The organism is Bacillus sp. ms-22 (assembly GCF_009759805.1).
Classification (GTDB): Bacteria; Bacillota; Bacilli; order Bacillales; family Bacillaceae; genus Bacillus; species Bacillus xiamenensis.
This window is the reverse complement of sequence record NZ_CP046653.1, coordinates 1,874,686-1,899,606: the sequence shown is the minus strand read 5'-3', so window position 1 is coordinate 1,899,606 and position 24,921 is coordinate 1,874,686. Positions and strand designations below refer to the sequence as shown.

General features: G+C 40.2%; 30 protein-coding genes and 1 pseudogene. 9 read left to right on the top strand and 22 right to left on the bottom strand.

What is annotated here, in order from left to right:
- The first annotated feature begins 84 nt into the window (after positions 1-84).
- The 3 genes from GPA07_RS10020 to GPA07_RS10010 all read left to right on the top strand — a co-directional run bounded on the left by GPA07_RS10020 (position 85) and on the right by GPA07_RS10010 (position 1,618).
- Entirely contained in the window at positions 85-516 is a 432-nt protein-coding gene (locus GPA07_RS10020; RefSeq protein ID WP_041117740.1) for a MarR family transcriptional regulator, read from the top strand.
- Between the two features lie 54 nt (positions 517-570).
- Complete coding sequence (locus tag GPA07_RS10015) at positions 571-831, top strand: DNA alkylation repair protein (RefSeq protein WP_071169048.1); 261 nt, start codon at positions 571-573, stop codon at positions 829-831.
- A gap of 118 nt (positions 832-949) precedes the next feature.
- Entirely contained in the window at positions 950-1,618 is a 669-nt protein-coding gene (locus tag GPA07_RS10010) for a DUF4397 domain-containing protein (protein WP_157292475.1), read from the top strand.
- A 29-nt stretch (positions 1,619-1,647) separates the two neighbouring features.
- On the opposite strand, the gene ypmT is transcribed toward GPA07_RS10010, so the two are convergent.
- From ypmT to ilvA, 7 genes are all read right to left on the bottom strand, one after another.
- Positions 1,648-1,845 (bottom strand): protein YpmT, encoded by a 198-nt coding sequence (gene ypmT / locus GPA07_RS10005; protein ID WP_008358155.1) that lies wholly within the window; start codon positions 1,843-1,845, stop codon positions 1,648-1,650.
- 24 nt (positions 1,846-1,869) lie between these two features.
- On the bottom strand, positions 1,870-2,436 hold the full coding sequence (locus GPA07_RS10000) for a YpmS family protein (RefSeq protein WP_157292474.1): 567 nt from the start codon (positions 2,434-2,436) through the stop codon (positions 1,870-1,872).
- A 9-nt stretch (positions 2,437-2,445) separates the two neighbouring features.
- The gene (locus GPA07_RS09995) at positions 2,446-3,207 is read right to left on the bottom strand and encodes an SGNH/GDSL hydrolase family protein (protein ID WP_071169046.1); all 762 of its coding nucleotides are present in this window, start codon (positions 3,205-3,207) and stop codon (positions 2,446-2,448) included.
- Between the two features lie 69 nt (positions 3,208-3,276).
- The gene (locus GPA07_RS09990) at positions 3,277-3,867 is read right to left on the bottom strand and encodes an SCO family protein (protein WP_008358149.1); all 591 of its coding nucleotides are present in this window, start codon (positions 3,865-3,867) and stop codon (positions 3,277-3,279) included.
- Positions 3,868-3,890: 23 nt separating this feature from the next.
- A complete protein-coding gene (locus tag GPA07_RS09985) occupies positions 3,891-4,733 on the bottom strand; it encodes a DegV family protein (protein ID WP_157292473.1) in 843 nt (280 codons plus the stop codon).
- Positions 4,734-4,919: 186 nt separating this feature from the next.
- Positions 4,920-5,171, bottom strand: a complete 252-nt coding sequence (locus GPA07_RS09980) for a YpmP family protein (protein ID WP_008358144.1) — start codon at positions 5,169-5,171, stop codon at positions 4,920-4,922.
- Positions 5,172-5,208: 37 nt separating this feature from the next.
- Positions 5,209-6,477, bottom strand: coding sequence for a threonine ammonia-lyase IlvA (gene ilvA, locus GPA07_RS09975; protein ID WP_008358142.1), 1,269 nt, complete (start codon positions 6,475-6,477; stop codon positions 5,209-5,211).
- 181 nt (positions 6,478-6,658) lie between these two features.
- On the opposite strand from ilvA, the gene GPA07_RS09970 reads away from it, so the two are divergent.
- Positions 6,659-7,627: an AAA-type ATPase lid domain-containing protein gene (locus GPA07_RS09970; protein ID WP_157292472.1), complete on the top strand. Its 969-nt coding sequence runs from the start codon at positions 6,659-6,661 to the stop codon at positions 7,625-7,627.
- Positions 7,628-7,640: 13 nt separating this feature from the next.
- Complete coding sequence (gene trhA / locus GPA07_RS09965; RefSeq protein ID WP_008358138.1) at positions 7,641-8,279, top strand: PAQR family membrane homeostasis protein TrhA; 639 nt, start codon at positions 7,641-7,643, stop codon at positions 8,277-8,279.
- Between the two features lie 37 nt (positions 8,280-8,316).
- On the opposite strand, the gene GPA07_RS09960 is transcribed toward trhA, so the two are convergent.
- The 12 genes and pseudogenes from GPA07_RS09960 to GPA07_RS09905 form a co-directional block, all read right to left on the bottom strand.
- The gene (locus GPA07_RS09960; RefSeq protein ID WP_008358137.1) at positions 8,317-8,940 is read right to left on the bottom strand and encodes a lysophospholipid acyltransferase family protein; all 624 of its coding nucleotides are present in this window, start codon (positions 8,938-8,940) and stop codon (positions 8,317-8,319) included.
- A gap of 19 nt (positions 8,941-8,959) precedes the next feature.
- Positions 8,960-9,448 carry a type 3 dihydrofolate reductase gene (gene folA / locus GPA07_RS09955; RefSeq protein WP_071169042.1) on the bottom strand — a complete coding sequence of 163 codons (489 nt, stop codon included), beginning with the start codon at positions 9,446-9,448 and terminating at the stop codon, positions 8,960-8,962.
- Positions 9,445-10,241 (bottom strand): annotated as a pseudogene (locus tag GPA07_RS09950) (thymidylate synthase). Before GPA07_RS09950 ends, folA begins: the two are co-directional and overlap by 4 nt.
- A 102-nt stretch (positions 10,242-10,343) precedes the next feature.
- Entirely contained in the window at positions 10,344-10,871 is a 528-nt protein-coding gene (locus GPA07_RS09945) for a phosphatidylglycerophosphatase A family protein (RefSeq protein ID WP_071169040.1), read from the bottom strand.
- Positions 10,872-10,889: 18 nt separating this feature from the next.
- On the bottom strand, positions 10,890-11,507 hold the full coding sequence (locus tag GPA07_RS09940; protein ID WP_008358130.1) for a YpjP family protein: 618 nt from the start codon (positions 11,505-11,507) through the stop codon (positions 10,890-10,892).
- A gap of 278 nt (positions 11,508-11,785) precedes the next feature.
- A complete protein-coding gene (locus GPA07_RS09935; RefSeq protein WP_157292471.1) occupies positions 11,786-12,568 on the bottom strand; it encodes a class I SAM-dependent methyltransferase in 783 nt (260 codons plus the stop codon).
- Between the two features lie 67 nt (positions 12,569-12,635).
- Positions 12,636-13,070 carry a BrxA/BrxB family bacilliredoxin gene (locus tag GPA07_RS09930; RefSeq protein ID WP_157292470.1) on the bottom strand — a complete coding sequence of 145 codons (435 nt, stop codon included), beginning with the start codon at positions 13,068-13,070 and terminating at the stop codon, positions 12,636-12,638.
- 81 nt (positions 13,071-13,151) lie between these two features.
- Positions 13,152-14,828, bottom strand: a complete 1,677-nt coding sequence (ilvD, locus tag GPA07_RS09925; protein ID WP_008358122.1) for a dihydroxy-acid dehydratase — start codon at positions 14,826-14,828, stop codon at positions 13,152-13,154.
- Positions 14,829-15,142: 314 nt separating this feature from the next.
- Positions 15,143-16,279 (bottom strand): conserved virulence factor C family protein, encoded by a 1,137-nt coding sequence (locus GPA07_RS09920; protein ID WP_071169037.1) that lies wholly within the window; start codon positions 16,277-16,279, stop codon positions 15,143-15,145.
- A gap of 32 nt (positions 16,280-16,311) precedes the next feature.
- The gene (locus GPA07_RS09915) at positions 16,312-16,923 is read right to left on the bottom strand and encodes an HD domain-containing protein (protein WP_008358119.1); all 612 of its coding nucleotides are present in this window, start codon (positions 16,921-16,923) and stop codon (positions 16,312-16,314) included.
- A 13-nt stretch (positions 16,924-16,936) separates the two neighbouring features.
- Complete coding sequence (locus GPA07_RS09910; RefSeq protein ID WP_008358117.1) at positions 16,937-17,419, bottom strand: glutathione peroxidase; 483 nt, start codon at positions 17,417-17,419, stop codon at positions 16,937-16,939.
- A 74-nt stretch (positions 17,420-17,493) separates the two neighbouring features.
- Positions 17,494-19,176 (bottom strand): formate--tetrahydrofolate ligase, encoded by a 1,683-nt coding sequence (locus GPA07_RS09905; protein ID WP_157292469.1) that lies wholly within the window; start codon positions 19,174-19,176, stop codon positions 17,494-17,496.
- A gap of 138 nt (positions 19,177-19,314) precedes the next feature.
- Here GPA07_RS09905 and metA point away from each other — a divergent pair, with 138 nt between their 5' ends.
- The 3 genes from metA to GPA07_RS09890 all read left to right on the top strand — a co-directional run bounded on the left by metA (position 19,315) and on the right by GPA07_RS09890 (position 23,058).
- Positions 19,315-20,223: a homoserine O-acetyltransferase MetA gene (metA, locus tag GPA07_RS09900; RefSeq protein ID WP_008358112.1), complete on the top strand. Its 909-nt coding sequence runs from the start codon at positions 19,315-19,317 to the stop codon at positions 20,221-20,223.
- A 227-nt stretch (positions 20,224-20,450) separates the two neighbouring features.
- Complete coding sequence (locus GPA07_RS09895; RefSeq protein ID WP_157292468.1) at positions 20,451-21,602, top strand: diglucosyl diacylglycerol synthase; 1,152 nt, start codon at positions 20,451-20,453, stop codon at positions 21,600-21,602.
- 100 nt (positions 21,603-21,702) lie between these two features.
- Positions 21,703-23,058: an IS1182 family transposase gene (locus tag GPA07_RS09890; protein ID WP_157292467.1), complete on the top strand. Its 1,356-nt coding sequence runs from the start codon at positions 21,703-21,705 to the stop codon at positions 23,056-23,058.
- A gap of 112 nt (positions 23,059-23,170) precedes the next feature.
- On the opposite strand, the gene GPA07_RS09885 is transcribed toward GPA07_RS09890, so the two are convergent.
- Positions 23,171-23,872, bottom strand: a complete 702-nt coding sequence (locus GPA07_RS09885; RefSeq protein WP_008358107.1) for an AIM24 family protein — start codon at positions 23,870-23,872, stop codon at positions 23,171-23,173.
- A gap of 261 nt (positions 23,873-24,133) precedes the next feature.
- Between GPA07_RS09885 and cspD the strand changes: the two genes are divergently transcribed.
- The gene (gene cspD, locus GPA07_RS09880) at positions 24,134-24,334 is read left to right on the top strand and encodes a cold-shock protein CspD (RefSeq protein ID WP_003215784.1); all 201 of its coding nucleotides are present in this window, start codon (positions 24,134-24,136) and stop codon (positions 24,332-24,334) included.
- A 51-nt stretch (positions 24,335-24,385) separates the two neighbouring features.
- Here cspD and GPA07_RS09875 read toward each other — a convergent pair whose 3' ends face one another.
- Together GPA07_RS09875 and GPA07_RS09870 are read right to left on the bottom strand one after the other, a co-directional pair.
- Positions 24,386-24,568: a hypothetical protein gene (locus GPA07_RS09875; RefSeq protein WP_008358105.1), complete on the bottom strand. Its 183-nt coding sequence runs from the start codon at positions 24,566-24,568 to the stop codon at positions 24,386-24,388.
- Positions 24,569-24,738: 170 nt separating this feature from the next.
- Positions 24,739-24,921, bottom strand: coding sequence for a zinc-finger domain-containing protein (locus tag GPA07_RS09870; RefSeq protein ID WP_008358103.1), 183 nt, complete (start codon positions 24,919-24,921; stop codon positions 24,739-24,741).

The window sequence follows — 24,921 nt, the reverse complement described above, 5'->3', positions numbered from 1 at the left end:
ATAATGAAAATGATACGACTTGTATACCTAAAATGGAGAGAAAGCATTCTGTCGTATCCTTAAAATATAATGGGGGTTTAATGATTGGAACAAAGAAAACAAATGATGTATGAAATGGATACTTTACTGAGAACCGTATTTAAGCAGATTCGTTATGAAATTAACAGCCTGCTTGAAAACGAATTATCTCGGAATGAATTTCTCATTTTAAATTTACTGCGTGAGCAGGGTGCGAAAAAAGTAACGGAATTTGCTTCGATTCTCGGGGTATCAGCCAGTCATATTACAGCGGTGACCGACACACTTGTAGAAAAAGGCTGGATCACCCGCATCCGTTCAAAAGAGGATCGCCGCATCATCAAAATCCACTTAACCGATAAGGGTAAGGAAATTACTGAGCATTTTGAGAAAAAGAAAACAGAATACTTCATGGAGCGATTTGAATCCTTTGATGACGAAGAACTAAAAACGATGATCAAATTATTTAAAAAGCTGGATAAAAGTCAAAAGAATTAAGCATAGATTTTAGCATTCAGGACATGCTACGGATAAAAAGAGGTGGAATAAACGATGACAAGCCCTTATCTTTGTCCAAACTGCAAAACCAATAGAACGCGCTTTAATCTCATCGAACAGATTTCAGAACCTGTGAAACTTGATCCTGCGACTGGAGCCGTTGTTGAAACATACGAAGGTGATCAGCTTTCTCCTTTTCACATGAGCTATCAAGGTCCTAAAATCAAAGTCCAATGCGGCGTCTGTGGTTTAATTGAGGATGAAAAAACGTTCATAAAGCTGGCTGAATATCATCAATATTCGTCTCCTTCTTAACATGCGAGCCTGACGCTATCTGTCAGGCTTTTTTCTATGTTTCTTTTGCCTATACAGATCGTCCCTGTCGTGCATACGCTACAAAAAACACATTGCATGAGAAAGAAGGGATGAGGACTTGCAGCAGCTCTATGAGATGAATCACTTTCTATATCGTCCATCAGCTACCGCCCACCCATACCATCAGAGAAACACCTCTTCAAAAGCCGTTATTCGAATATTTCACGCCGCACCTGATTTAAGTGAGCTCGCTGTATTTGTGAACCAGCACCAGATTCATAAGAAGATGCCTTACGGCCAGCTGACAGCATATATGGAGTGGGATGAGGGTGTATATGAGATAGAAGTATTCAAGCTGGCTACAAAAGAAAGAGTTCTTTCTTCTCGTATGACGATGAAGGGAAACGAGACTTACACACTATGTATCACAGGAGCTCATACTGGCTTTGCGCTGCTTACAGAAAGGCAAGACTCGCTGATTAAGCAAGAAGATTTGTCAGCACTGACGTTTGTCCAGCTGTCTCCAGACCTCCCTCCCATTGATATATATGAACGGGATCAAGGAATGTTATCAAAGGAGCTCGGTTATGTGAGCGGCACTCAAACCCATCATTTCTCGCCGAATAAGTATCATTTTGAATTGAAAGCGTCTGGTACTCAGAGTGTGCTGCTTGATATCCCGAAAGTCCATCTGCAACCAAAGCGGGCCTATCTTATTTTGCTTCATGGTTTTGCAAATGGAGAACCAGAGCTTATGGCAAAGGTGGTCTTGTCTCGTCAAATGTAAAAAGAGCCTTTCCAAATGGAAAAGGCTCCTTACGAGACATCTTCAGCTTTTTCTTGCTTTTGAAAATCAAAAGCAAGAATCATGATACCTAAAAATAAAGCACAATAGGCGATATTTAAGTAAAACTGGTCGATATTTTCTGCTTTTAAATCAGTGGCAGCCGTAATGCCAAAGTACGCAGCAAATAAGAGCGACAGTAAACTAAAATATTGATAGACTCGCTTCATGATTTCACTCCTGACTAACACGTTCTATTGCTTTGGATGGTAATATGAAAATTCAATTTCATCATTCTCAAGATCAATTTTGTTTGCTTTGACATACATATCATTCGTCAGCGGCATTTCTGAAAGGCGCACTTCAACCGTTTTTTGGTCTGGTTTCACATGAACGAATTCAGGCAGTTCATAGAACTGACCCATATAGCTTAAAACAAAACTGATCGGAATGCTTAATTGTCCGATGGAAAAGTCATCTACTTTAAGCAGTACATCCCCGTTATCTTCAACAGTTGGTGTAAAAGAGACATTTGCATCAATCGTTGAAGAAAAAGCTTTGATTGCGCCTGTTACTTTCACATCTTGATCAATCGCCACATGAAAGTCTGGCATATCGCTTGAGCCTTGGTTTTTCAAATAATCATTGACAAAGCTGGTCAGAGATTCTTTTGAGCTAGAAATGTTAAACGCATACTCGCTATTCACTTCTTTTGTTGAAGCGGATTGACCGCCCGGCAGCAGCATCAAAATACCGCAGGCAAGAACAATGAGTAGATTGATTGACAGTAAAATAAAAAATAAGCTCTTCCATTTTTTCATCTTTTCACCCTATTCCTTCGGCAGTCCTTCTTTTTTCACTTCTGAGAATAAACGATTTGCCATAAGAGAGTACCCCTTTTGGTTTGGGTGGAAATCATCATCTGCCAGTAATTTTTCATCAGAATCTTCATCAAATAAATCTGCCACATCGATCATCTCAGCGTTGCCGTCTTTTTTCAGTTCTTTTTTGGCAACAGCGTTCCAGTCTTTGACGACTTCGTCAATATCTCTTAGCTCAGACAAGCTGAACTTAAACGGATTGTACATACTGACATACATGATCTTCGCGTGGTCATTATGCTCTCTTAGCTGGGCAAGAATGGTTTTAAAGCGCTCCTCAAAAGGACCTTGCTCTCTTTGAAAAGGAGCAAACGTCAAATTGAGCACATTTTGACGGACGACATGCATCAAGTCATTTCCGCCGATCGTAAAGAAAATATAATCAGCGTCTTTCAGTCCATCCTGCACCTTTTTTTCTTTTAATCTTTTTAATAAATCTACCGTTCTACTGCCTTTAATAGCATAGTTTTTTAATGTCACAGATTGCACGCCGTCCACCGCTTCTATCTTGTCACGGGTGATGCCTGCATATCCTTTTTTATCTTGATCTCCGATTCCTTCTGTTAAGGAATCTCCAACCGCTGCAATCGTAATATGTTCTTTTACGTTTTGTGTGTCTTCTAGTTTATCCTTTATGCCAGCCTCTTGCGCAGAACATGCAGAAAGAACAAAAGCTAGAGACATCACAATCAAAATCAAACGAGCTTTCAAACGATGATGTCCCTCCTTTTTCTGATTAAAAAAGTGTATCATGTTTTCGCTCATTTGAACATCCTTATGCTAGCTCCGGCTCAGCGTCTTGATGTCCTTAATGATTTCATCATATGGTGTGTTTTGAACACCGTCATAATTTTTTATCACTTTTCCTTCTTGATCCACAAGGAAAAACAGTGATTGATGAATCACCTGGTCTTCGTCTTCAGGTTTTTTCACGATGGTCTTAAAGCTTTTCATCGCGAATTTTTCAATTTCTGACTGTGAGTAACCAGTCAGAAAATCCCAATTTTTAAAGGACAATGGATATGCTTTTGCAAACGTCTTTAGCTTTTTCGGTGAATCTACCTCTGGGTCTACGCTAAACGAAATGATATGCGCATCCAATTTTTCTTCTTTTAATCGTTTTTGCAGTTCTGTCATATGTGCCGTCATAGGAGGACAAATCGTTTCACAGCTTGTGAAAATAAAATCTGCCACCCACACTTTCCCCTTTACATCATCGAGCGACACCTTTTGACCATCCTGGTTTTGATATTCAAACGGCTCGATTTGATAATTTAACGCATCCTTGATTTGCCCATTTGAACACGAGACTAAAAGAAGCACGCTTATCATCATAAGCGTACCAAACAAGGCTCCCCTTTTTCTATACATGACTTGCACATCCCCTTTTTCAATCAATCGGTATAAAAAGTAAAGCCTATTGCGCCTTTTCCGGTATGACAGGAAATAATCGGTGTTGTATAGGCAATGTCAATAAGGGCATCAGGTGTGTGCTCAAGCAGCGCTGCTTTGAGTTTTTCAGCGAGTTCTAATGCATCTGCATGCGCAATTCCAATAGCCTGAACGGTTCTTCCTTTCACCGCCTGTACATACTGTTTTGTTAAATAGCGCACAAGAGCAGAGTAGCTTCTCACGTTCGCTTCTGGCGTATATACCCCGTCTGTTAAGCTGGCAATTGGTTTGATATGAAGAAGTGAGCCGATCAGCGCCTTTCCTCTTCCAATTCTTCCACCTTTCACGAGATTTTCTAATGTATCAATTGTGACATATAGCTTTGTTTTAAGACGGATTTTTTCCACTTCTTTGATGATCTCTTCACTGCTGGCTCCTTCTTTTGCAAGCTCCGCTGCTTTAAGGACTTGAAAGCCCAGTCCTTGAGAGATAAAAGCAGAATCAATGACCGTAATGTTTCCATCCACCATTTTAGAAGCGCTTTCAGCAGTTTGAACCGTACCACTCATTCCACCGGTTAAATGGATACTCAACACTTCGCTTCCATCTGCCGTCAGCTTTTCATATAATTCCACGAATTGACCAATTGCAGGTTGAGACGTTTTCGGCAGTTTTTCTGCGGCTTCCATTTTCTCAATAAATTCATCTGGCTGTAAATTTATCCGGTCAATATAGTCAACTCCAGAAATGGATATATTCAGTGGAATGACGTGAATTGAAAGATCGTTGATTTTCTCTTGCGGAAGGTCCACGGTTGAATCTGTTACAATTTTAATTTGTTTCACTATCGTCTCATCCTTGCTGTCTTAGTCTTTACTTATGATATTACCTTATTTCCTGCAATCTTGAAAACAACTGTCATAACGTTTTTGAAATTGTCACATTTTCTTCTTTTCATCAAAAAAATCCTTGCCAAACGGAGCAGCCGCCATTTCAAAGCCGCCTCTTACTCCTTTGACAAAGATTTCTATTTACGCATTGTGTTTCAATGTAGGCTGCTGATAGATCTGTTCATATGTGCTCCACTTGACGTTACGTTTCACATCCTCCCTGAAAGAGTAAACATATCTCTTCCCTTTAGATACATAGACTTTTTTCAAGAAAGCTTCAAGTCTAAAGGTGAGCATGAAACCATATGGCTCATCTCCCTTTAGAACAGGGATTTCTGTTACCTTGATCTGAGCTCCATCCATCCGTCTAAAACATATTGTTTTGAGCAGCACAAACGATCAGTCCTCTTTTCCAAGTGATCTGTTTACCCTAAATAAATAGGTGGAATAAATCTTGATCTTTATTCACTTCAACATAATGGAAGCCTTTTTTGTTCATTCGTTCAATCAGCGCTGCATAGTCATCTCGCTCTTTCAATTCGATGCCAACAAGCGCAGGTCCTTTGCTTCGGTTATTCTTTTTCGTATATTCAAAGCGTGAGATATCATCATTTGGCCCGAGCACTTCATCTAAAAATTCCCTAAGAGCACCTGCTCTTTGCGGGAAGTTGACGATGAAATAATGTTGAAGCCCTTCATAAATCATTGAGCGTTCTTTGATTTCTTGCATTCTGCCAATGTCATTATTTCCCCCGCTGACAATACAGACGACATTTTTCCCTTTAATCTCCTCGCGGTGTGCATCTAAGGCTGCAATTGGCAAAGCGCCTGCTGGCTCAGCTACAATCGCACATTGATTATACAGCTCTAAAATGGTTGTACACACTTTTCCTTCTGGTACGAGACTAATTTTATCAACAACGGACTGAAGGGATGTAAACGTCTTTTCGCCAATTCGCTGAACCGCTGCCCCGTCTACAAACTTATCAATCGAATCAAGTGTCACAACCTCCCCCTTCTCATGGGAAGCATGCAGTGAAGCTGCGCCAAGCGGCTCGACTGCAATGATTTCGGTTTCTGGTGCGATATTTTTGAGATAGGTACCAACACCAGATAACAAACCTCCACCTCCGACACTTGCAAATAAAAAGTGAGGCTCTACTTCGATATCATTTAATATTTCTACAGCAGTCGTTCCTTGTCCTGCCATAACATCCAAATCATCAAACGGATGGATAAATTCGCGTTTTTCCTCATCTCCGCATTTTACTGCTTCATGATACGAATCATCAAAGGTATCTCCGGTTAAGATAATGTCAACATATTCTTTTCCGAAAAGCTCCACTTGAGATACTTTTTGCCTTGGAGTCGTAGCCGGCATAAAGATTTTCCCATGGATCCCTAAATATTTACAAGAATAAGCCACGCCTTGCGCGTGATTTCCAGCACTGGCACAGACAATGCCATTTTCTAGTTTATCTTTTGGGAGCTGGCTCATTTTATTAAAAGCGCCTCTTAATTTAAAGGAACGAACTACTTGAAGATCCTCTCTTTTTAAGTAGACATTACATTCATATCGTTCAGAAAGTCGCTCATTTTTTTGAAGTGGTGTATGAATGACTACATCCTTCAAATTTTGATGGGCTTTTAAGATGTCTTTCACTTGAATTAGCGTGTTTTCTTTGAGCAACGGTTTCATGTACAAGATCCTTTCTCTTTAACCTTATTTAATTTGTCATTATAACATGAATATTCAAAAAATGAACCAATAGATCATGGATCGAAGATAAATTTCATGAACTTTTTCGTTTTTCTATACAATTGTTCTAATTGGGTGTTATAATAAAACCAATTAGAACCACAAAGAAAGGAATCACCCAATGACCACACCTCCGTTTGCTTCTATATATGGGGAGCATCAAGATATTAAGCACGCCATTCATATGGCAAAGCAATTCGCGAAAAATGAGCAGCCTGTCTTGTTGACAGGACAAATTGGAACAGGCAAAACACGATTTGCACAGGAAATGGCAAACCTATCTAATCCACAAGCTTCCATGCGGCACATATACTGCCCTATTTTGGATGAAGTCACTTTAAAGGAAGCATTCACGCAAGTGACAAACCAAGTTCTTTATTTAGACGAAGTCAGTCTATTAAGTATCCCTATGCAGCATCACGTCATTCATTTTCTAGAAACTTCTCCTGAAACAAAAATCATTGCTTCTTCGTCTTTATCTTTAGAGGCTCTGAGGGTTTCGTCAACTTTTTTACCTGAGCTGTTTTATCGTCTCAATGTACTCCACGTGCCTCTTCCGTCTTTAGCAGATCGAAAAACAGATATTCCTGTTTTAACACTAGCTTTCTTTCAGGAGCTCGGCATGAAGCCCGATATTGATTCAAGTGTTTGGGAGTTCTTGCAGCAGTATCCGTTTGAAGGCAATGTCCAGGAACTCAAAAATATGGTTCATTATGCTGCTTCGGTTCTCGAGGGACAAACGGTTTTCTTGCACCACTTGCCGCCTTTTGTGCTATTACCTCAACACACGGCGAGTAAAGGAAAAAAAGAGGAACACCAGCTCACGCTTATGGAGAAACAAGAATTTGTTTTCTTACTTGAAGCCATTAAGTCTCTCAATGAAAAGGGGGAAACAGCCAGCAGGCGCATCTTGTCTGAATTAAGCAAGCAAGGTGATATCCCGCTGACTCCTCAGCAAGTCAGGAGCCGATTAGATGATCTTGAGAAAAAAGCCTATGTGACGAAAGGAAAAGGCAGAGCTGGAACGAAGATTACACTTGAAGGTCTCTCATTTCTGAAGTCGCTTGATGGTTATATACCGGTTCAATAAAGGAGGACATCCATTGTTTACTGTAAAAGAAGAAATTGCAAACGCCATTACACATGGCATTGGGGTCATTTTATCCATTCCCGCCATTGTTTTTCTCGTTTTATTCGCTGTTCAATATGGCACAGTCACAGACATTATTAGCTTTTCGATATTCGGCGCATCCATGCTGCTGCTTTATTTAAGCTCAACTTTGCTTCATAGCATTCGGCACAAAAAAACAAAAGATGTGTTTGAAATCCTCGATCACTCGGCTATTTATGTCTTGATCGCTGGTACATATACACCTTTTTTACTCGGACCATTAAAAGGCGCACTCGGCTATACACTTCTTGCAATCGTATGGGCGCTTGCTGCTGGAGGCATTGTCTTTAAAATCTTTTTCGTCAAACGATTTATCATTGTATCAACCCTTGTTTACTTATTAATGGGCTGGATGATTATCATCGCGATCAAACCTCTGTACATTCAATTGACAGGAGCAGGTTTTAGTCTCTTACTGTTAGGCGGTATTTTGTATTCTGTCGGAACGATCTTTTATATTTGGCGGAAAATCCCCTATCATCATGCGATTTGGCACAGCTTTGTCCTAGGCGGAAGTGCATCCATGTTTTTCTGCATTCTATTCTATTGTGTCAACATCCCAGCTGCATGATAAAAAAACCAGCATCCACATTCGGATGCTGGTTTTTCTATGCACGCTTTTGTGCGTAGTCACTCATCATAACAGGTGCTTTAATATGAATATCGACATTGACAGGACGCAGCCTTTTCACGATTTTCCCTGTTAAAAGGCGCTCCGTTCCGCTTGTTTCAATCGGAACGATAGGACAGTCACATTCTTCAGCAAGCGCTTCTGCAATGGGACGATATTTTTCAGGAAGCAATATACTCTGTCCAGATATGATTCGCTCTTTTGCCTCTTCTAATAACGCATCATCAGATTGATTCTGATGAATCACCGCCATCTTTTTCAGCCATTGCTTTAAGATGGGATAGCGAAACAGATGCGGTTTTGCAATAAAAGCAAATGGCTTCTCAAGGTGGCCAATCAACAATGTCGTCGTAACTGGATGATGCTCTTGTGTGACATAAATCACAGGTCCATCTGGGAGCTTCTTTTGCTGATAAATGGTCATCACTGACCCTGATTGATCAATACATCCCCGGGCAAACTTTTTCGCATGCTCATGAATGAGATGCATTCGTTTCGTATAGGAAATGCGGGGATCAGTTAATTCATGATCGTACAAATGCTTCATACTTTTAAAAAAGGATACAACAACATACATCGTTAAACACCAATAACGAAACAACCGAACTCCTCCTACTCATTTATCCTTCTTTTCTGTCATAAACGACAAATTCATAATTGTAGGGGTTCTTTTCGTCACTATGGCCCTTTTCACGTGATACAACCGTCCAATCTTCTTCATCGTAATGAGGGAAGAAACGGTCACCTTCAAACGCATGGTGAATGTGGGTGATATATAGACGATCTGCATATGGCATCATTTCCTCATACAGCTTAGACCCGCCAATGATCAATAATTCTGTCTCATTCTTCGCGATGGCTAAAATATCATCGATTGAATGGACAACCTCGCATCCTTCAGCTTGAAAAGAAGAACTTGTGGTCAACACAATATTACGGCGGTTAGGCAATGCTCGTCCAATTGATTCAAATGTTTTTCTGCCCATGACAATGGTACGGCCGCCTGTGACTTTTTTAAAATACGCTAAATCAGCGGGTAAATGCCAAGGCATTTGATTATCTTGGCCAATGACTCTGTCTTTTCCTGTCGCCACTATCATGGAAATCATACACTGACTTCTCCTTTAATGTGAGGATGCGGATCATAGTTTTCAAGCACAAAATCATCAAACGTAAAATCAAAAATACTCTTTACATCTCTTGTGATGCGAAGCTGCGGAAGCGTGCGCTCCTCTCGCTCTAGCTGCATTTTCACCTGCGGAAGATGATTTTGATAAATATGAGCATCTCCTAGTGTATGAATAAACCTCTCCTGGCTCAAGATTTGTCACCTTGGCAATCATCATCGTCAGAAGTGCATATGAAGCAATATTAAACGGCACGCCTAAAAAGATATCTGCCGATCTTTGATAAAGCTGGCAGGACAATTTCCCGTTTGATACGTAAAATTGAAACAAGCAATGGCAAGGAGGCAGCGCCATTTGATCAATTTCTCCCGGATTCCAAGCACTGACAATCAGTCTTCTTGAATTCGGATTGTGCTCAATATCATGGATCAGCCTTGCGATTTGATCGACTGTCTCTCCGTTTCCGCTCGCCCATGATCTCCACTGGGCACCATACACGCGCCCTAGCTCTCCATTTTCATCTGCCCATTCGTTCCAAATACGGACACCATTTTCTTGAAGATATTTGACATTTGTATCACCTTTTAAAAAACCACAGTAACTCATGAATGATTGATTTCAGGTGCAATTTCTTTGTGGTTAATAGAGGAAATCCTTCCTGTAAATCAAATCTCATTTGGTAACCGAACGTGCTGATTGTGCCTGTTCCTGTTCTGTCACCTTTTTTATCCCCGTGCTGTAATACATGACGGCATAACTCTTTGTATTGTTTCATTTTTTTCATCCTTTATTTATGTTCTTGTTGTAGTTTACCTTATTTCAGCTTTTGTTGAAACCAAAAAAACATGTCTGCATGATGAGCAGACATGTTTTTCTTTTATCCTTGATTCACTCGATCCTGCTCTTCGTCCTTAATATCTTGGTGAGAGTGAGCAATGCGGCTTGCAGCTGCGGCGGCGAGTGCAGCGACAAGGTCATCAAGGAAAGTGTGCACTTCACCTGGACGACCTTCATCCAATTCCCTGATAATACCAAATTTCTCTTTATCTAAGTAACCGAAGTTGGTCAAACCGATTGATCCATATACATTGACAATGGAAAGCGGAATAATCTCATCAATTCCATATAGCGGTTCATCTGTTTCAACTAAATGCTGCAAAGGTTCTGGCAAAAGCTTTTTTTCTGCCAGCTGATCAAGAGCAAGTCCTGTCAAAACTGCGTGGACAATTTCTCTTTTATGCAGCACTTTTTCAACATTTTCAATGCAGACACTAAGTGGAAGATTTGGATTATATTTTTCTTGGAGCTTTAGCACAATGTGTGCAATATCTTCTATTTTCACTCCGCGTTCGTTTAACATCTGTTTTGTAATGCGAACCATTTCGTTCATTGTATACTTTTTCAATTGGCATGACATCTCCTTCTAGTGGCTCATCCAGCTCGGCGGGGTGTTTTTATCCCAGTAAATATTACCGAGTTCATGATGCGTCTGGAATCCATCTTCTGCTGTATGATAGTGAAAATTAAACCAGTATCCGCTGTGAGGCGGCTGATCTCTTCTCACATGGAAACGAAGCAAATCTTCTCCGGTCTTCCTGTTATAAATGTGGAAGATTTTTTCGCTATTTCCGCTCGAAGGCTGATCAGTTAAAACAACATCTTGAAATTTTTCGTCATCTTTAAAATTAGTTAGAAAATCGGTTAACACTTGTTCAATCTTCGGTTGAATCTCTTCTCTGTACTCGTCCTCAATGACAGGTGTGATTTTACGACCAAATTTGAGAAAGGATTGGTTTTCTGCACTTGATAGAACCTCTTGCTTATATTGCTCAAAGGGGTCTACCCGCTCTTTGTTGTCTTCTTGCGATAGTTCCCAGCTGCGCGTATCATCTGATGTATCATAAACTGCTGTATAAGGTGATTTATCAGATGAAGAAAGTTCAGATGGCTTGTCTGTCATCAAAGCCGACGGAGGAGAGATTAAGCCAAACGTTGCAATCGTAAAGAGTGCAACAAGCGTTTTTCTCATCCACATCTTCATGATATCTAATTCCTTCCATACGTTATCATACTGCTATTCTAGCATATAATGAATTTTCAGTCATTCAATTTGGTCACTTATTTGAGACTTTCTTTTTTAAGATAAAACGTTTACAATGACAGTAACGACGACTAAAATTTGGGAGGGATGGATATGCTTGAAGGGTTTTTCATCACAGCTTCCTTGCTGACATTATTTTATTTTGTCTATATGGAGATCACAGATTAAAAGCCCTGAATCAGGGCTTTTTTCGATCAGATTAATTAAAGTGGTGTTGATTAGTCTTCTTCTATTGTGATATACCCATAATGGAATTGGGCGGTTTTACGTTTGATGACCTGAAATTGATAGGCGTCTGTAGTAAATCGAGTGCTTTTCCAATGATCCTTTAAAATCACTCTTTTTCTAGCCACTCTCACCGCTTCTTGCATGGCTACTTCGTGGTCAAAGTGATGCTCTGCGACATGACGGAGCGGCGACATGCTTGTAGATTCTTGAATCGTCTCCTCGAACATTGGATCAAAATAGACGATATCAAATGAACGATCAGGCAGCTTCTTTAGCTGCTCAATGCTGTCTCCGCTTATGACGGATATACGTCTCATTGCTTCATCTGCCGCCGCTACACCAGTTTCCCAAGTGCTAAGCCCTTCTTGAACTAGCAATGCCGTCATCGGATTTTTTTCAATGCCGACCACTTTTCCATTAGAGCCTGCTGCGCAGCTGGCGGTAATGGCGTCTGAGCCTAAGCCAAGCGTACAATCTAAAAAGGAATCGCCCGGCTCTAGCCCGGCTGCTTCAATTAATGGATCCTTCTCCCCTCGCAAAATCCGCTTCACCCTAAACATAGCTGAGCTTGGATGGAAGAAAAACTTTTCACCATTTGGCTGATACCATTCAAATCGTTCTTTCCCAACAACGAGTACATCCCCCCGCTTGATCGCAAGCTGTTTGACAGATTGTTTGCGCCGCGCTATATACTCACCATGTAAGTCCCTTGCGAGTGCCTTTGCTGTTTCAATTGTTTGTTCATTTGCTCTAAAGCTTGTTGTAATGAGCATGTCCATTCCTCCATCATGATCAAGAAAAAATGCCCTGATAGGATCACAGGGCATTTCAACACTTGTATTAGCAATGTTTTTCAAAAGCAGATAAGATGTTGTTCATAATGTCTTCCATTTCATGACCTTCAATTTCGTCACGCGGGATAAAATGAACGAGTTCATTTCCTTTTAAAAGTGCCATAGATGGAGAAGATGGCTCTTCTCCCGTAAAGTATTCTCTCATTTTAGCAGTTGCTTCCCGATCCTGACCAGCAAAAACCGTCACGAGTCGATCTGGTGCTTTTTCTGCCTTCATGACCGCTTGAGTAGCAGCTGGACGTGCTAAGCCGGCAGCGCATCCGCATACAGAATTGATCACAACAAATGTTGTTCCTTCTGCTTCTTGCATCGTTTGTTCTACTTCTTCTTCCGTCGTCAATTCTTGAAATCCTGCACTTGTTAGCTCTTGGCGCATTGGTACAACAAGCTGACGCATATATTCTTCATATGCCATTGACATAAAAAAGCCCCCTCTAAAATCCTTATGTTGTGAATAAAGGATACTATAGAGAGAGCCATTTTTCAAATGTTCGATTTCAGATTAAATTTTCATGATCCCGCCTGTATTGGCTGATGTGACAAGTTTTGAGTATCTGGCAAGGTAGCCGGTTTTCACTTTTGGCTCAAAGCCTTTCCAGTTTGCTTTTCTTCTTTCCCATTCTTCCTCTGGGACATCTACACTTAAAATGCGTTTTTCAATATCGACCACAACATGATCACCATTTTCAACAAAAGCAAGAGGTCCACCCTCTGCTGCCTCTGGAGAGACGTGTCCAATGGACAATCCGCGAGAAGCACCGGAAAAACGGCCGTCTGTAATTAACGCCACCTTTGGACCAAGTCCCATTCCGACAATTTGTGAGGTTGGTGCAAGCATTTCAGGCATGCCAGGTCCGCCTTTAGGTCCTTCATAGCGAATAATGACAACATGTCCTGCTTCTACTTTTCGGTTAATGATGCCTTCAAGAGCTTCTTCCTGGGATTCAAATACGATCGCAGGTCCTTCATGACGTGTGATGCCGTCTTGTACACCGCCTGTTTTAATGATGGCTCCATCTGGCGCAAGGTTTCCAAATAAAACGGCTAAGCCGCCTTTTTCAGTAAATGGCTTATCGATTGGATAAATGACGTTATAATCTTTTACCTCATGTCCTGCAATGTTCTCGCCCAGCGTTTTCGCTGTGACAGTCATTGTATCTAAATGAAGAGCACCCTCTTTTTTGGACAATTCATTTAGAGCAGCTGTTACACCGCCAGCTTCATGTAAATCTTCAATAAAAACATCAGAGGCTGGAGCAAGTTTTGATAAATGTGGCACTCGTTCTGCTACTTCATTAATACGCTCAAGTGAATATTCAACACCCGCTTCATTTGCGATTGCCAATGTATGAAGAACTGTATTTGTTGAACCACCTAATGCCATATCTAAAGCAAATGCGTTATCAATCGCTTTTTCAGTGACAATATCACGTGGTTTAATATCTTTTTTGATGAGTTCCATCAGTTGTTTTGCTGACTTCTTCGCAAATTCTCTCCGCTCTGGTGATGTTGCTAAGATCGTTCCATTTCCAGGAAGAGCGATACCAAGCGCCTCTGCTAAACAGTTCATTGAGTTTGCAGTAAACATACCTGAGCAAGAGCCGCAGGTTGGACAGCCAAACTGCTCTAATTCATTTAATTCCTCTTCATTAATTTTTCCTGATTGGTATGCCCCAACACCTTCAAAGACGGATGAAAGAGAAATTTTTCTGCCATCACTTGTTCTTCCCGCTTCCATTGGACCACCGCTGACAAATACAGTCGGGATATTGACGCGCATGGCTGCCATCATCATACCCGGTGTGATTTTATCACAGTTAGGAATACAAACCATTCCATCAAACCAGTGTGCAGACACAACGGTCTCTACTGAGTCAGCAATGATTTCACGGCTAGGCAATGAATATCTCATCCCAATATGCCCCATTGCAATTCCGTCATCGACCCCAATCGTATTGAATTCAAATGGAACGCCGCCAGCTTCACGAATGGCTTCTTTGACGATTTTCCCGAATTCCTGAAGATGGACATGCCCTGGGACAATATCAATATAGGAATTACATACGGCAATAAATGGCTTGCCGAAATCCTCATCTTTTACCCCCGCTGCTCTTAGTAAGCTTCGGTGAGGTGCTCTGTCAATTCCTTGTTTAATCATATTACTGCGTAGTTCTGCCATCTGTTTAAAAAGCCTCCTATACTACAAGTCTTGTTGACTGCATCATTTTGAGTTGATTTTATTTTACAAATTTTCTGTTTATTTAGCCACCTATGAATGATGATGACCAACATGGCTGCTGAAGCAAGTGTTCAGCAAGGATGGTGTCATAAAATCTGACCTCCAATATTCTATATTGGTACTACTATATAGAGTTTTTTCTCATATTTCAACAATATTCAAAATAATTTTTCTAAAAAAATTTTTCTGTCTATAAAGATTCCTGATTTTAGAAAACAAGCTGCCTTTCACTGGCAGCTTGTTCCGATTTCTCATCAGTCTGACGCATTTTTTCTACTTTCTGTCATTTGCTTCCAGACTGAGCCTTTCGCTTCTTCCCCGTGCTCAATTCGTTCAATCGCCATTTTCACTTGAAGACTGACTTCAAATTCAGGGTCCTGCTCCGCTTCTTTTAATGCTTCAAGTGCCGTTTCGTCACCTTCTTCATAAAGAAACATGGCCGCACGCCAGCGGACAAGCTTACTTGGGTCTTTTAATGCTGCGATCATCGCTTCAATAGCGCTTGGATCACCAAGATCTGAAATACAGTCTCCAGCAGTTCTGCGGACCGTCACTGTTTTATCTTCAAGCCCCTTATATAAAATAGGCAGAATAGCTGGGTCTTCAATCATGCCAGCATTCACAACAGCTTGCCTGCGAATAGACGTTTTTGGGTCCTCCATCGCTTTCATTAAAACGGGTATATCTTTTTTCTCAGGCTGCATTTGCTCTAAATGAGCAAATCGTTTTTTCCAATCTTCTTCACGCAGCATTTCTTCTGTGACGTCATAGGCCTTGCGATTCACCTGTTTATCGACAGCCTCTTGTCCTTCCTGGACCGCTTCTGTTAAACGGGTTAAGCGCTCGTCGTCATAAGCTGCTTGCAGCTCTTCAGTGACTTCTTGACCGATATCAGCAAATTCTCCAAAACGTACGCCTTGTTCTTTCCACACACGTTCAAACACAACATTGTCTGAACTGCTTCTTAGCTTCAGGATAGCTGCCTGAAAACGTTCAGGCATGCCAAATCGTTCTTCTCTTTCCCCATCTGTCAGCTTGACCTGCATCGGAATGCCATTAAACATTTGGACAAACACTTTGACTTCGCCAAATGTGTCACCGCCTGACTGTGATGTTTCCTGAAGACCTTCCGTTTCTTGTCCAAAGGCTTCTCTGACCTGTTGTAAAATCCCCTGCCAGTCATATTTTGCATTGCGTTCGACTGCTAAGAAATCTGCTACATGGTAGACCCCTTTTACACCTTCAATCGTTAAAATTCGCTTGATCATTTCTGGTGCTTCGTCTTTTTGATCCTTTTTGTAGTTGTTGCTTTTACCGCCGGCAAGCGCCTCTGTCAAAATCACCTTCATTGTATTCGGACTTGGTGTCGGTTCTATGGCAATTATTTTCATCTCATCATCCTCCTTACACACACATAAAGACCCTACTCATCTGTAAGGCCGCATTCTTCTTTCCATGTCTTGATAAATAAACACATGAATTCATGCCGCTCATTAGCAAGCTGCTTTCCTTCATGTGTGTTCATTAAGTCTTTTAATTTGAGCAGTTTTTCTTGCATGTGTTCAAGCACTGAGCCTAGGTGTGAACCGTTTGTATAATGGGGTTCACCTTTTGCACCTGCATACGTAAATACCCTTGCAATACCAGTTGCTCCTATTGCATCCAGCCTATCCGCATCTTGAACAATAGCTCCTTCTAATGTCATTGGCTTATGCTGCATATGACGGCGGCGAAAAGACATCGTTGTAATGATATCCATGATATAACGAATATCCCGCTTATCCACTTCCCACAAAAGGAGCTGCTGCTTGAGTTCTTGCGGTGAAAGCTTCCATTCACTTGACAGCTTCTCATCAATTAAATCATGTACAATCGCCGCCATTTCAATGATAAATAGTGACCCGCCTTCCCGCTTTGCGATATTAAGTGCAAGGAGACGGACACGATCAATATGAGCCGCATCGTGACCTGTCGGCTCATCCTTTAGCTGTTTTGAAACAAAGAAGGCCGCTGCCTCCAATTGCTTTTGCTGCATGATCGTACGCATCTTATTGATCCAAAAGAGCGATGATCGAGCTTTCTAATTCTTTTGGCGGTGTTTTAGGAGAGAATCGTTCAGTGACTTCTCCGTTTTGGTCAACGATAAATTTTGTGAAGTTCCATTTCACCGTTTTTGTGCCAAGTACACCTTTCGCATGACTTGTTAAGTATTTGAAAAGAGGATGCGCATTGTCGCCATTGACATCAACTTTTGCAAACATTGGGAAGGTCACACCATAATTCAATGAACAGAATTCTTGAATCGCTTCTTCCCCTTCTGGCTCTTGATTCATAAATTGATTGCATGGGAATCCTAAAATTTCAAGACCCTTTTCGTGATATTGATCATATAACTCTTGTAATTGTTTAAATTGAGGGGTCAGTCCACATTTGCTCGCTGTGTTCACGATGATCAGTACTTTCCCTTTGTAATCTGCCATTGATTTTTCCTGACCGTTAATGGTCTTGACCTGAATATCATAAATTGACATCTCATTGCCTCCTAGGATTCTCTTTTTCCTATCGTAACATGCTTCTTTTAGAAAATCGCTTTTTATGCTCTCTGCTAAAAGAGTCCTGTCACACTGCCGTCTTCTAATAAATCCATCTCAAGCGCCGCAGGTTTTTTAGGCAGGCCGGGCATGGTGAGGATGCTTCCGGTTAAAGCAACGATAAAACCTGCTCCAACAGACGGCTTTAACTCTCGAATCGTAATGGTAAAGCCTTTTGGTCTGCCGATTAAAGCAGGATCATCCGAAAGGGAGTATTGCGTTTTGGCCATACAAACCGGTAAATGAGCCCAGCCATTTTTCTCGATTGCTGCTAGCTGTTTTCTTGCTTTTGAAGTGAGCGTGACGCCATCTGCACCGTAAACGTTTTTGGCCACTTTTGATAACTTTTCTTCAATGGAATCTTTTTCTTCATACAAATACGAAAATTGGTTCTCATTCTTTTCAATGAGTGTCGTGAGTTCTTCGGCAAGTGCTGTGCCTCCATCCCCTCCTTCTTCCCATACATTGACGGCTTTTACTGGATGCCCATTCGTTTCACACCAATTTTCTATCGCTTGAATTTCTTCTTTCGTATCGGTGATAAAACGATTCACTGCGACGATGTATGGAAGACCGAAGGCTTGCACTGTTTCAATATGCTTCTCTAAATTATGTATACCCTCTAATACAGCATGTGCATTTGCTTCCTTGAGCTCTGTTTTTTGCATTCCGCCATGCATTTTTAACGCTCTGACAGTTGCTACAATGACAACAGCACATGGTTTGAATTCACCGGCTCTTGTTTTGATGTGAAGGAATTTTTCAGCACCAAGGTCTGCACCGAACCCGGCTTCTGTTACCACATAATCGGCTAGTTTTGCTGCCATCTTTGTTGCAATTAAACTATTGCAGCCATGTGCAATATTGGCAAAAGGACCGCCATGGACAAGGGCTGGAGTTCCTTCAATTGTTTGAACAAGATTTGGTTTGAGCGCGTCTTTTAAAAGTAATGTCAGTACACCTTCATATCCAAGATTTCCAACTGTGACAGGCTCACCTTCTTGATTATAGGCAACAACAATAGAAGAAAGACGTTTTTTCAGATCGTTTAAGTCTTGTGCTAAACAAAGGATCGCCATCATTTCCGAAGCAACCGTAATATCAAATCCGTCTTCTCTAGGGTATCCATTTAATTGACCGCCAAGCCCTACTACCACTTGTCTTAAAGCACGGTCGTTTAAATCAAGCACCCGTTTCCAGACAATCCGGCGTGCATCAATACCCAGTTCATTTCCATGATGGATATGGTTATCAATAAAAGCAGATAAAGCGTTATGTGCGGATGTGATGGCATGGAAATCCCCTGTGAAATGGAGATTGATTTCTTCCATTGGCAGCACCTGTGAATATCCGCCACCAGCTGCACCGCCTTTAATGCCCATTGTAGGACCTAGTGAAGGTTCACGCATGGCAATGATCGCTTTTTTGCCAATTTTTTCGAAGGCTTGACCGAGGCCAACTGTGACAGTGGACTTCCCCTCACCTGCTGGCGTTGGGTTTATCGAAGTCACAAGAATCACGTTTCCTTCTTTCTGTTCCTTTAAACGGTCAAAAATAGTCAAAGATATTTTCGCTTTTGTGAAACCATAGCATTCTAATTCTTCGTCATGTATTTGTAATTTCGCTGCGATGTCTTGAATGGGTCTCAGCTTTGCCCTTTGGGCAATGTCAATATCCGATAAATGTTTTGTAATCATCAATAAACGGCCTCCTTTTTGACAGAAACAGCTTTCATTTTTGCTCTATTTTTCATTGTAACATAATTGAAACATTGAAATATCGCCAGAAAGTTCCTATAATGAAATGAAATTAGCTTTGGTTCAGGGGGTGGCAAGTTGCCTATAAACATACCAGTTCATTTGCCGGCAAAACAAATACTAGAGAGCGAAAACATTTTCGTCATGGATGAGACAAGGGCATTCAAGCAAGATATCCGTCCTTTGAATATCGTGATCTTAAATTTAATGCCAAAAAAAATTCAAACTGAAACGCAGCTGCTAAGAATGCTCGGAAATTCTCCTTTGCAAGTGTACTTCACATTTTTGATTCCAAGTACACATACACCGAAGAATACATCAAGAGAGCACCTAGATGAATTTTATACGACCTTTGACTCAATTCGCCATAAAAAATTTGATGGAATGATCATTACAGGCGCGCCAATTGAGCATTTACCTTTTGAAGAAGTTTCCTATTGGAAAGAACTGCAGGACATTTTGGACTGGAGTAAAACCAATGTGACGTCTACTCTTCATATATGCTGGGGAGCACAGGCAGGTCTATATCACCATTATGGCATTGAAAAAATCAAGCTCCCCGAGAAAAAATTCGGTGTGTTTGAGCATCATGTCAAAGAAAAAAAAGAAAGATTGGTAAGAGGTTTCGATGAAGTATACTATGTCCCACATTCTAGGCATACAGATATTAATACAGAACAATTAAAAAACACACCGAATCTGAAAATATTGAGTATATCTGAAGAAGCTGGTGTTTGTTTAATTGTTTCAGATGATGATAAACAAGTATTTTTAACTGGACATCCTGAATATGATACAGATACATTGAAGCAGGAATATGAAAGAGATTTGTTGAAACATGATACAGTTAAAAAACCTGTCCACTATTTTATAGAGGATGGAGACACATTAGTGCCAGTGAATCGCTGGAAAGCCCACGCAACTTTACTTTTTATGAATTGGCTTAATTATTATGTTTATCAAGAAACACCATATGTGTGGGAATAAAATAGACTCTGGTCTGATGAAAAATGATCAAAATGTGTTAAAATACAAATGGCTCTGTCTTCCATTATCAATTTAGCCTGTTTGTTTTTTAAAATTAGTTTAATTCTTTCGTAACGAATGATATGCTCTTCCTGTTTATATGTTATCTTTATGTATATGTAGACCTATGAGATTCATAGTTTCGTACGAAGTTTTGTTGTTGTTGATTACATTTGAGGTGAATATTCTTGAATACCAATAAAAAAATATTAATCTTGACCGCAAATTATGGAAATGGACATATGCAGGTTGCAAAAACACTGTATGATGAATGCAAATCCCAAGGGTTTGAACATGTGATAGTTTCTAATTTGTATCAAGAATCAAATCCCATTGTGTCAGAAGTGACTCAATATTTATATTTGAAGAGCTTCTCCATTGGGAAACAATTTTATCGCTTGTTTTATTACGGTGTAGATAAAATTTACAATAAACGCAAATTTAACATTTACTTAAAAATGGGAAATAAGCGTCTCGATGAATTAATTCAGTTACACAGCCCGGACATCATCATCATTACATTCCCGATGATTGTTGTACCCGAATACCGAAACAAAACAGGTAAAGTGATTCCAACATTTAATGTGATGACAGACTTCTGTCTTCATAAAATTTGGGTACATGAAAACATCGACCGATACTATGTTGCAACCGATTATGTGAAACAAAAGCTAGTGGAAATCGGCACACATCCAAGCGATGTCAAGGTGACAGGCATTCCTATTAGACCACAATTTGAAGCAGACGTACCAAAATCGATCATCTATAAAAAATATGGATTATCGTCAGACAAAAAGGTCCTTCTCATTATGGCAGGTGCTCATGGTGTACTAAAAAATGTGAAGGAGCTATGTGAAGCATTACTTCTTGACAGTGAAGTGCAAATTGTTGTTGTATGCGGTAAAAACGTAGCGCTGAAACAATCGCTCAGCGATCTTGAACAAGCACACCCAGATCAATTGAAGGCGCTTGGATATGTGGAACAAATTGATGAATTGTTCAGAGTAACAGACTGTATGATTACAAAACCAGGTGGTATTACATTAACAGAAGCAACAGCAATTGGTGTCCCAGTGATTCTTTACAAACCTGTTCCTGGACAAGAAAAAGAAAATGCTCTTTTCTTCGAAGATTATGGCGCTGCCATCGTCATCAACAGACATGAAGACATTTTAGAATCTGTGACCAACCTGCTACAAGATGAAGAAAAATTAAACACAATGAAACAAAACATAAAAAAACTGCACTTAAAACAATCTTCTCAAACCATTTTAGAAGATATCGTTGAACAATCTGATCTGATCATGAGCAACAAAACGTATGCTCGTGCATTATCATAAAAAGGTGCCCGTCTATGACGGACACCTTTCAGCTTGTAGACAAAGTCTGCAAGCTTTTTTGTATAATAAGGGTAATAATACGATTCTGTGGGGGATGCACATGTTATCGAAACGTGAAGAAGAAAGAAGAAATCAATTAGAAGTCGTGGCCTTAGATGAATTAGTGCCTGAAGATCATCTTGTACGAAAAATTGAACAAGCGATCGATTTTGATTTCATTTATGATCTTGTCAAAGATTATTATAGTTCTGATAATGGTAGACCAAGTGTTGACCCTGTTGTTCTCATTAAGATGGTCTTGATCCAATATCTATTTGGTATTCGCTCTATGCGTCAAACCATTAAAGAAATTGAAACCAATGTGGCTTATCGTTGGTTTATTGGGTATGGGTTTTCTGAGAAAATTCCGCACTTTTCTACCTTCGGTAAGAACTACGTGAGACGCTTTCATGATACAGATTTATTCGAACAAATTTTTTATCGAATCTTAAGAGAAGCGATGAAAAAAGGTCTCGTTGATCCAACTATCGCTTTTATTGACTCAACTCATGTAAAAGCGAACGCCAATAAGAAAAAACTTGAAAAGAAAATTGTTCGAGTAGAAACGAGAAGTTATCAAAATCAGCTTCATGAGGAGATCAATGTTGATCGTGAGGCACATGGAAAAAAGCCGTTACCCCTTCAGAATAAAGAAGAGACAAAAGAAATCAAGGTAAGTACGACTGATCCAGAGAGTGGCTACTATGTGAAGGATGAGCGAGAAAAATCATTTGCCTATTCATTTCATACGGCTTGTGATTCTAAAGGGTTTATTTTAGGATCACTGGTCACAGGTGGAAATGTTCATGATAGTCGTATGTTGGATGCACTCGTATCAAAGGTGACAGAAAAAGTCGGAAAACCATTTGTAGTCGCAGGAGATGCAGGATATAAAACACCTTACATCGCTAAGTTTTTAATGGATCAAGAGATAAGACCTGTCATGCCTTACACTCGACCAAGAACAAAAGCTGGTTATTTGAAAAAGAATGAATACGTGTATGATGCATATTTTGATTGTTACATTTGCCCCAACGGGCAAATTCTCTCTTATCGTACAACGACTAGAGAAGGCTATAAGCAATATGCGTCTGATTCAGAAGTATGTAAATCCTGCTCGTTTTTAAATAACTGTACACAAAGTCAAAATCACACCAAACAAATTCATCGGCATATTTGGCAGGACTATCTAGATGAAGCAGACCATCTGAGGCTGACACAAATGAATAAAGACATCTATGCAAAACGGAAAGAAACAATAGAACGCGTTTTTGCGGATGCAAAAGAAAAGCATGGTATGCGATGGACGAAACTTCGAGGACTGAAAAAAGTTTCGATGCAGGCGATGCTTACTTTCGCTGCCATGAATCTTAAGAAATTAGCAAACTGGACATGGAAAGTGCCATGTCCAGCATAAGGTAGCTTATCAATTTTATCAAAATAAGTGAAAACCCCACTTTTACTTGAAGTAAAGGTGGGGTTTGTCTACGGTCTGAAAGGTGCCCGTCTATGACGGACACCTTTTTCTTTTACCCTTGATTTCCACTTGCTGTGTACACTTCTTCAAACGGCTGAACAACAACAAAGCCGCTTCCGCTAAACTTCATTTGAATGGACTCCCCGCTTCCCCTGCCAATAAACGTTTTGAAGGACACATCTGTTACAAATTCAGTGTTTAAATCTCCTGACCATGCGACCGTCGCATTCGGATCTGTATAAACAGAATCACCTGGCTGAACAATCAGCGTAAGCGGTTCGTAATGACTGGTGATTGCAATCAGACCTGGTCCTTCAAGTTTGACGTTAAATAAACCACCGGCAAGCATGCCAGACACCTTTTTCATCAATTTAATATCCCAGCGGATTGACGGTTCAAATGCAAGCAGATCGTTTCCATTTACAAAAATGGACTCCCCTTGAGCCAACCGAAGAATGGAGATTTTTTTGCCTTGGTCTGCGATATATAATTTCCCCTCACCCGTTGCTTTCATCAAAGAGGTTCCTTCTCCTGATAACATCTTCTTGAACATCTTTGAGACGCCATGCTCCAAAACACCTTCACGTTCAAACTTTATTTTGCCCCGATATGACACCATGGAACCTGTTTTTGCCCAAATGGTATCAGTCAAATTTATTTCCAAAAGCCTCGATGTTTCAAGCTCGAAGACCCCTTCTCCTTTATCTTCTTGCTGTGTATTGTGAACAAATTCCTCAATCGTGTAACGATTCATGACCGGCACCTCTTTCAATATTTTTTTTATATACGGACAAGACACACATTAGGTTTCAGAAAATTAGGACGTTTTATATATAAGTGGTTTTGCATTAAAAAACAAAAAAATCAAATATTCTGCTCAAAATTTGGCCTGCCTGCTTGACGCTTTACTTTTGATAGTGTATAGTGGAACCATCATTTAACAACTTCGTTAGGTGATGAAAATTTTTTTTAGTATACCAAAAGGTGTGCTACAGTACTAGGAGGAAAAAGCAATATGCAAAACGGTAAAGTAAAATGGTTCAATAATGAAAAAGGTTTCGGCTTCATTGAAGTTGAAGGCGGAGACGATGTATTCGTTCACTTCACAGCTATCGAAGGTGACGGTTACAAGTCTTTAGAAGAAGGACAAGAAGTTTCTTTTGAAATCGTTGAAGGTAATCGTGGACCTCAAGCAGCTAACGTAACAAAAATTTAATCAACTAAATCAATGATGAAACGACAAAATAAAGAGAGGCATATGCCTCTCTTATTTGATTTTCAGCTGAATTTCAATTGCTAAAATATTTTGTTTTAGTCTTTGTTCAATTTCAGAGATATCTTTTTCGAGAAAAGGTCTTCCCTTCTTTGCTACATCTACTAGCTGCTCTAGATCGCTGTATACCTCTTGAAATGTTCGATGTAATACCATTTCAAAATCCTTATTATCCATGCCGGCCTTCCCCTTTTCCTCTAATATCCGTCACTTAGTCAAAAAGTAACTTAACCGAAACTTTCTATAGTTATATCGGCTCATTTTTCAGAATATGTTCTCTTTTTACACATTCTGTCCGTTTTTTTTCATGAGCATCTGTTTAACAAGAGGAAAACCGGTGTGCCCGTTTATTTTTTGAGCAGTGCATTTCCGTATTCTTTGATTTTCTCTCCTACCGTGCATTGCTGTATACAAAAGGAGTGTGCGTATTTTTTGCCAAATTCTTTTCGAAAGTGCTTCTTTATCAAACAATCTGAACAATACGTGTCTTGAAGATCCGTCAATTCTTTTACTGCTGTTTTTTTATCCAC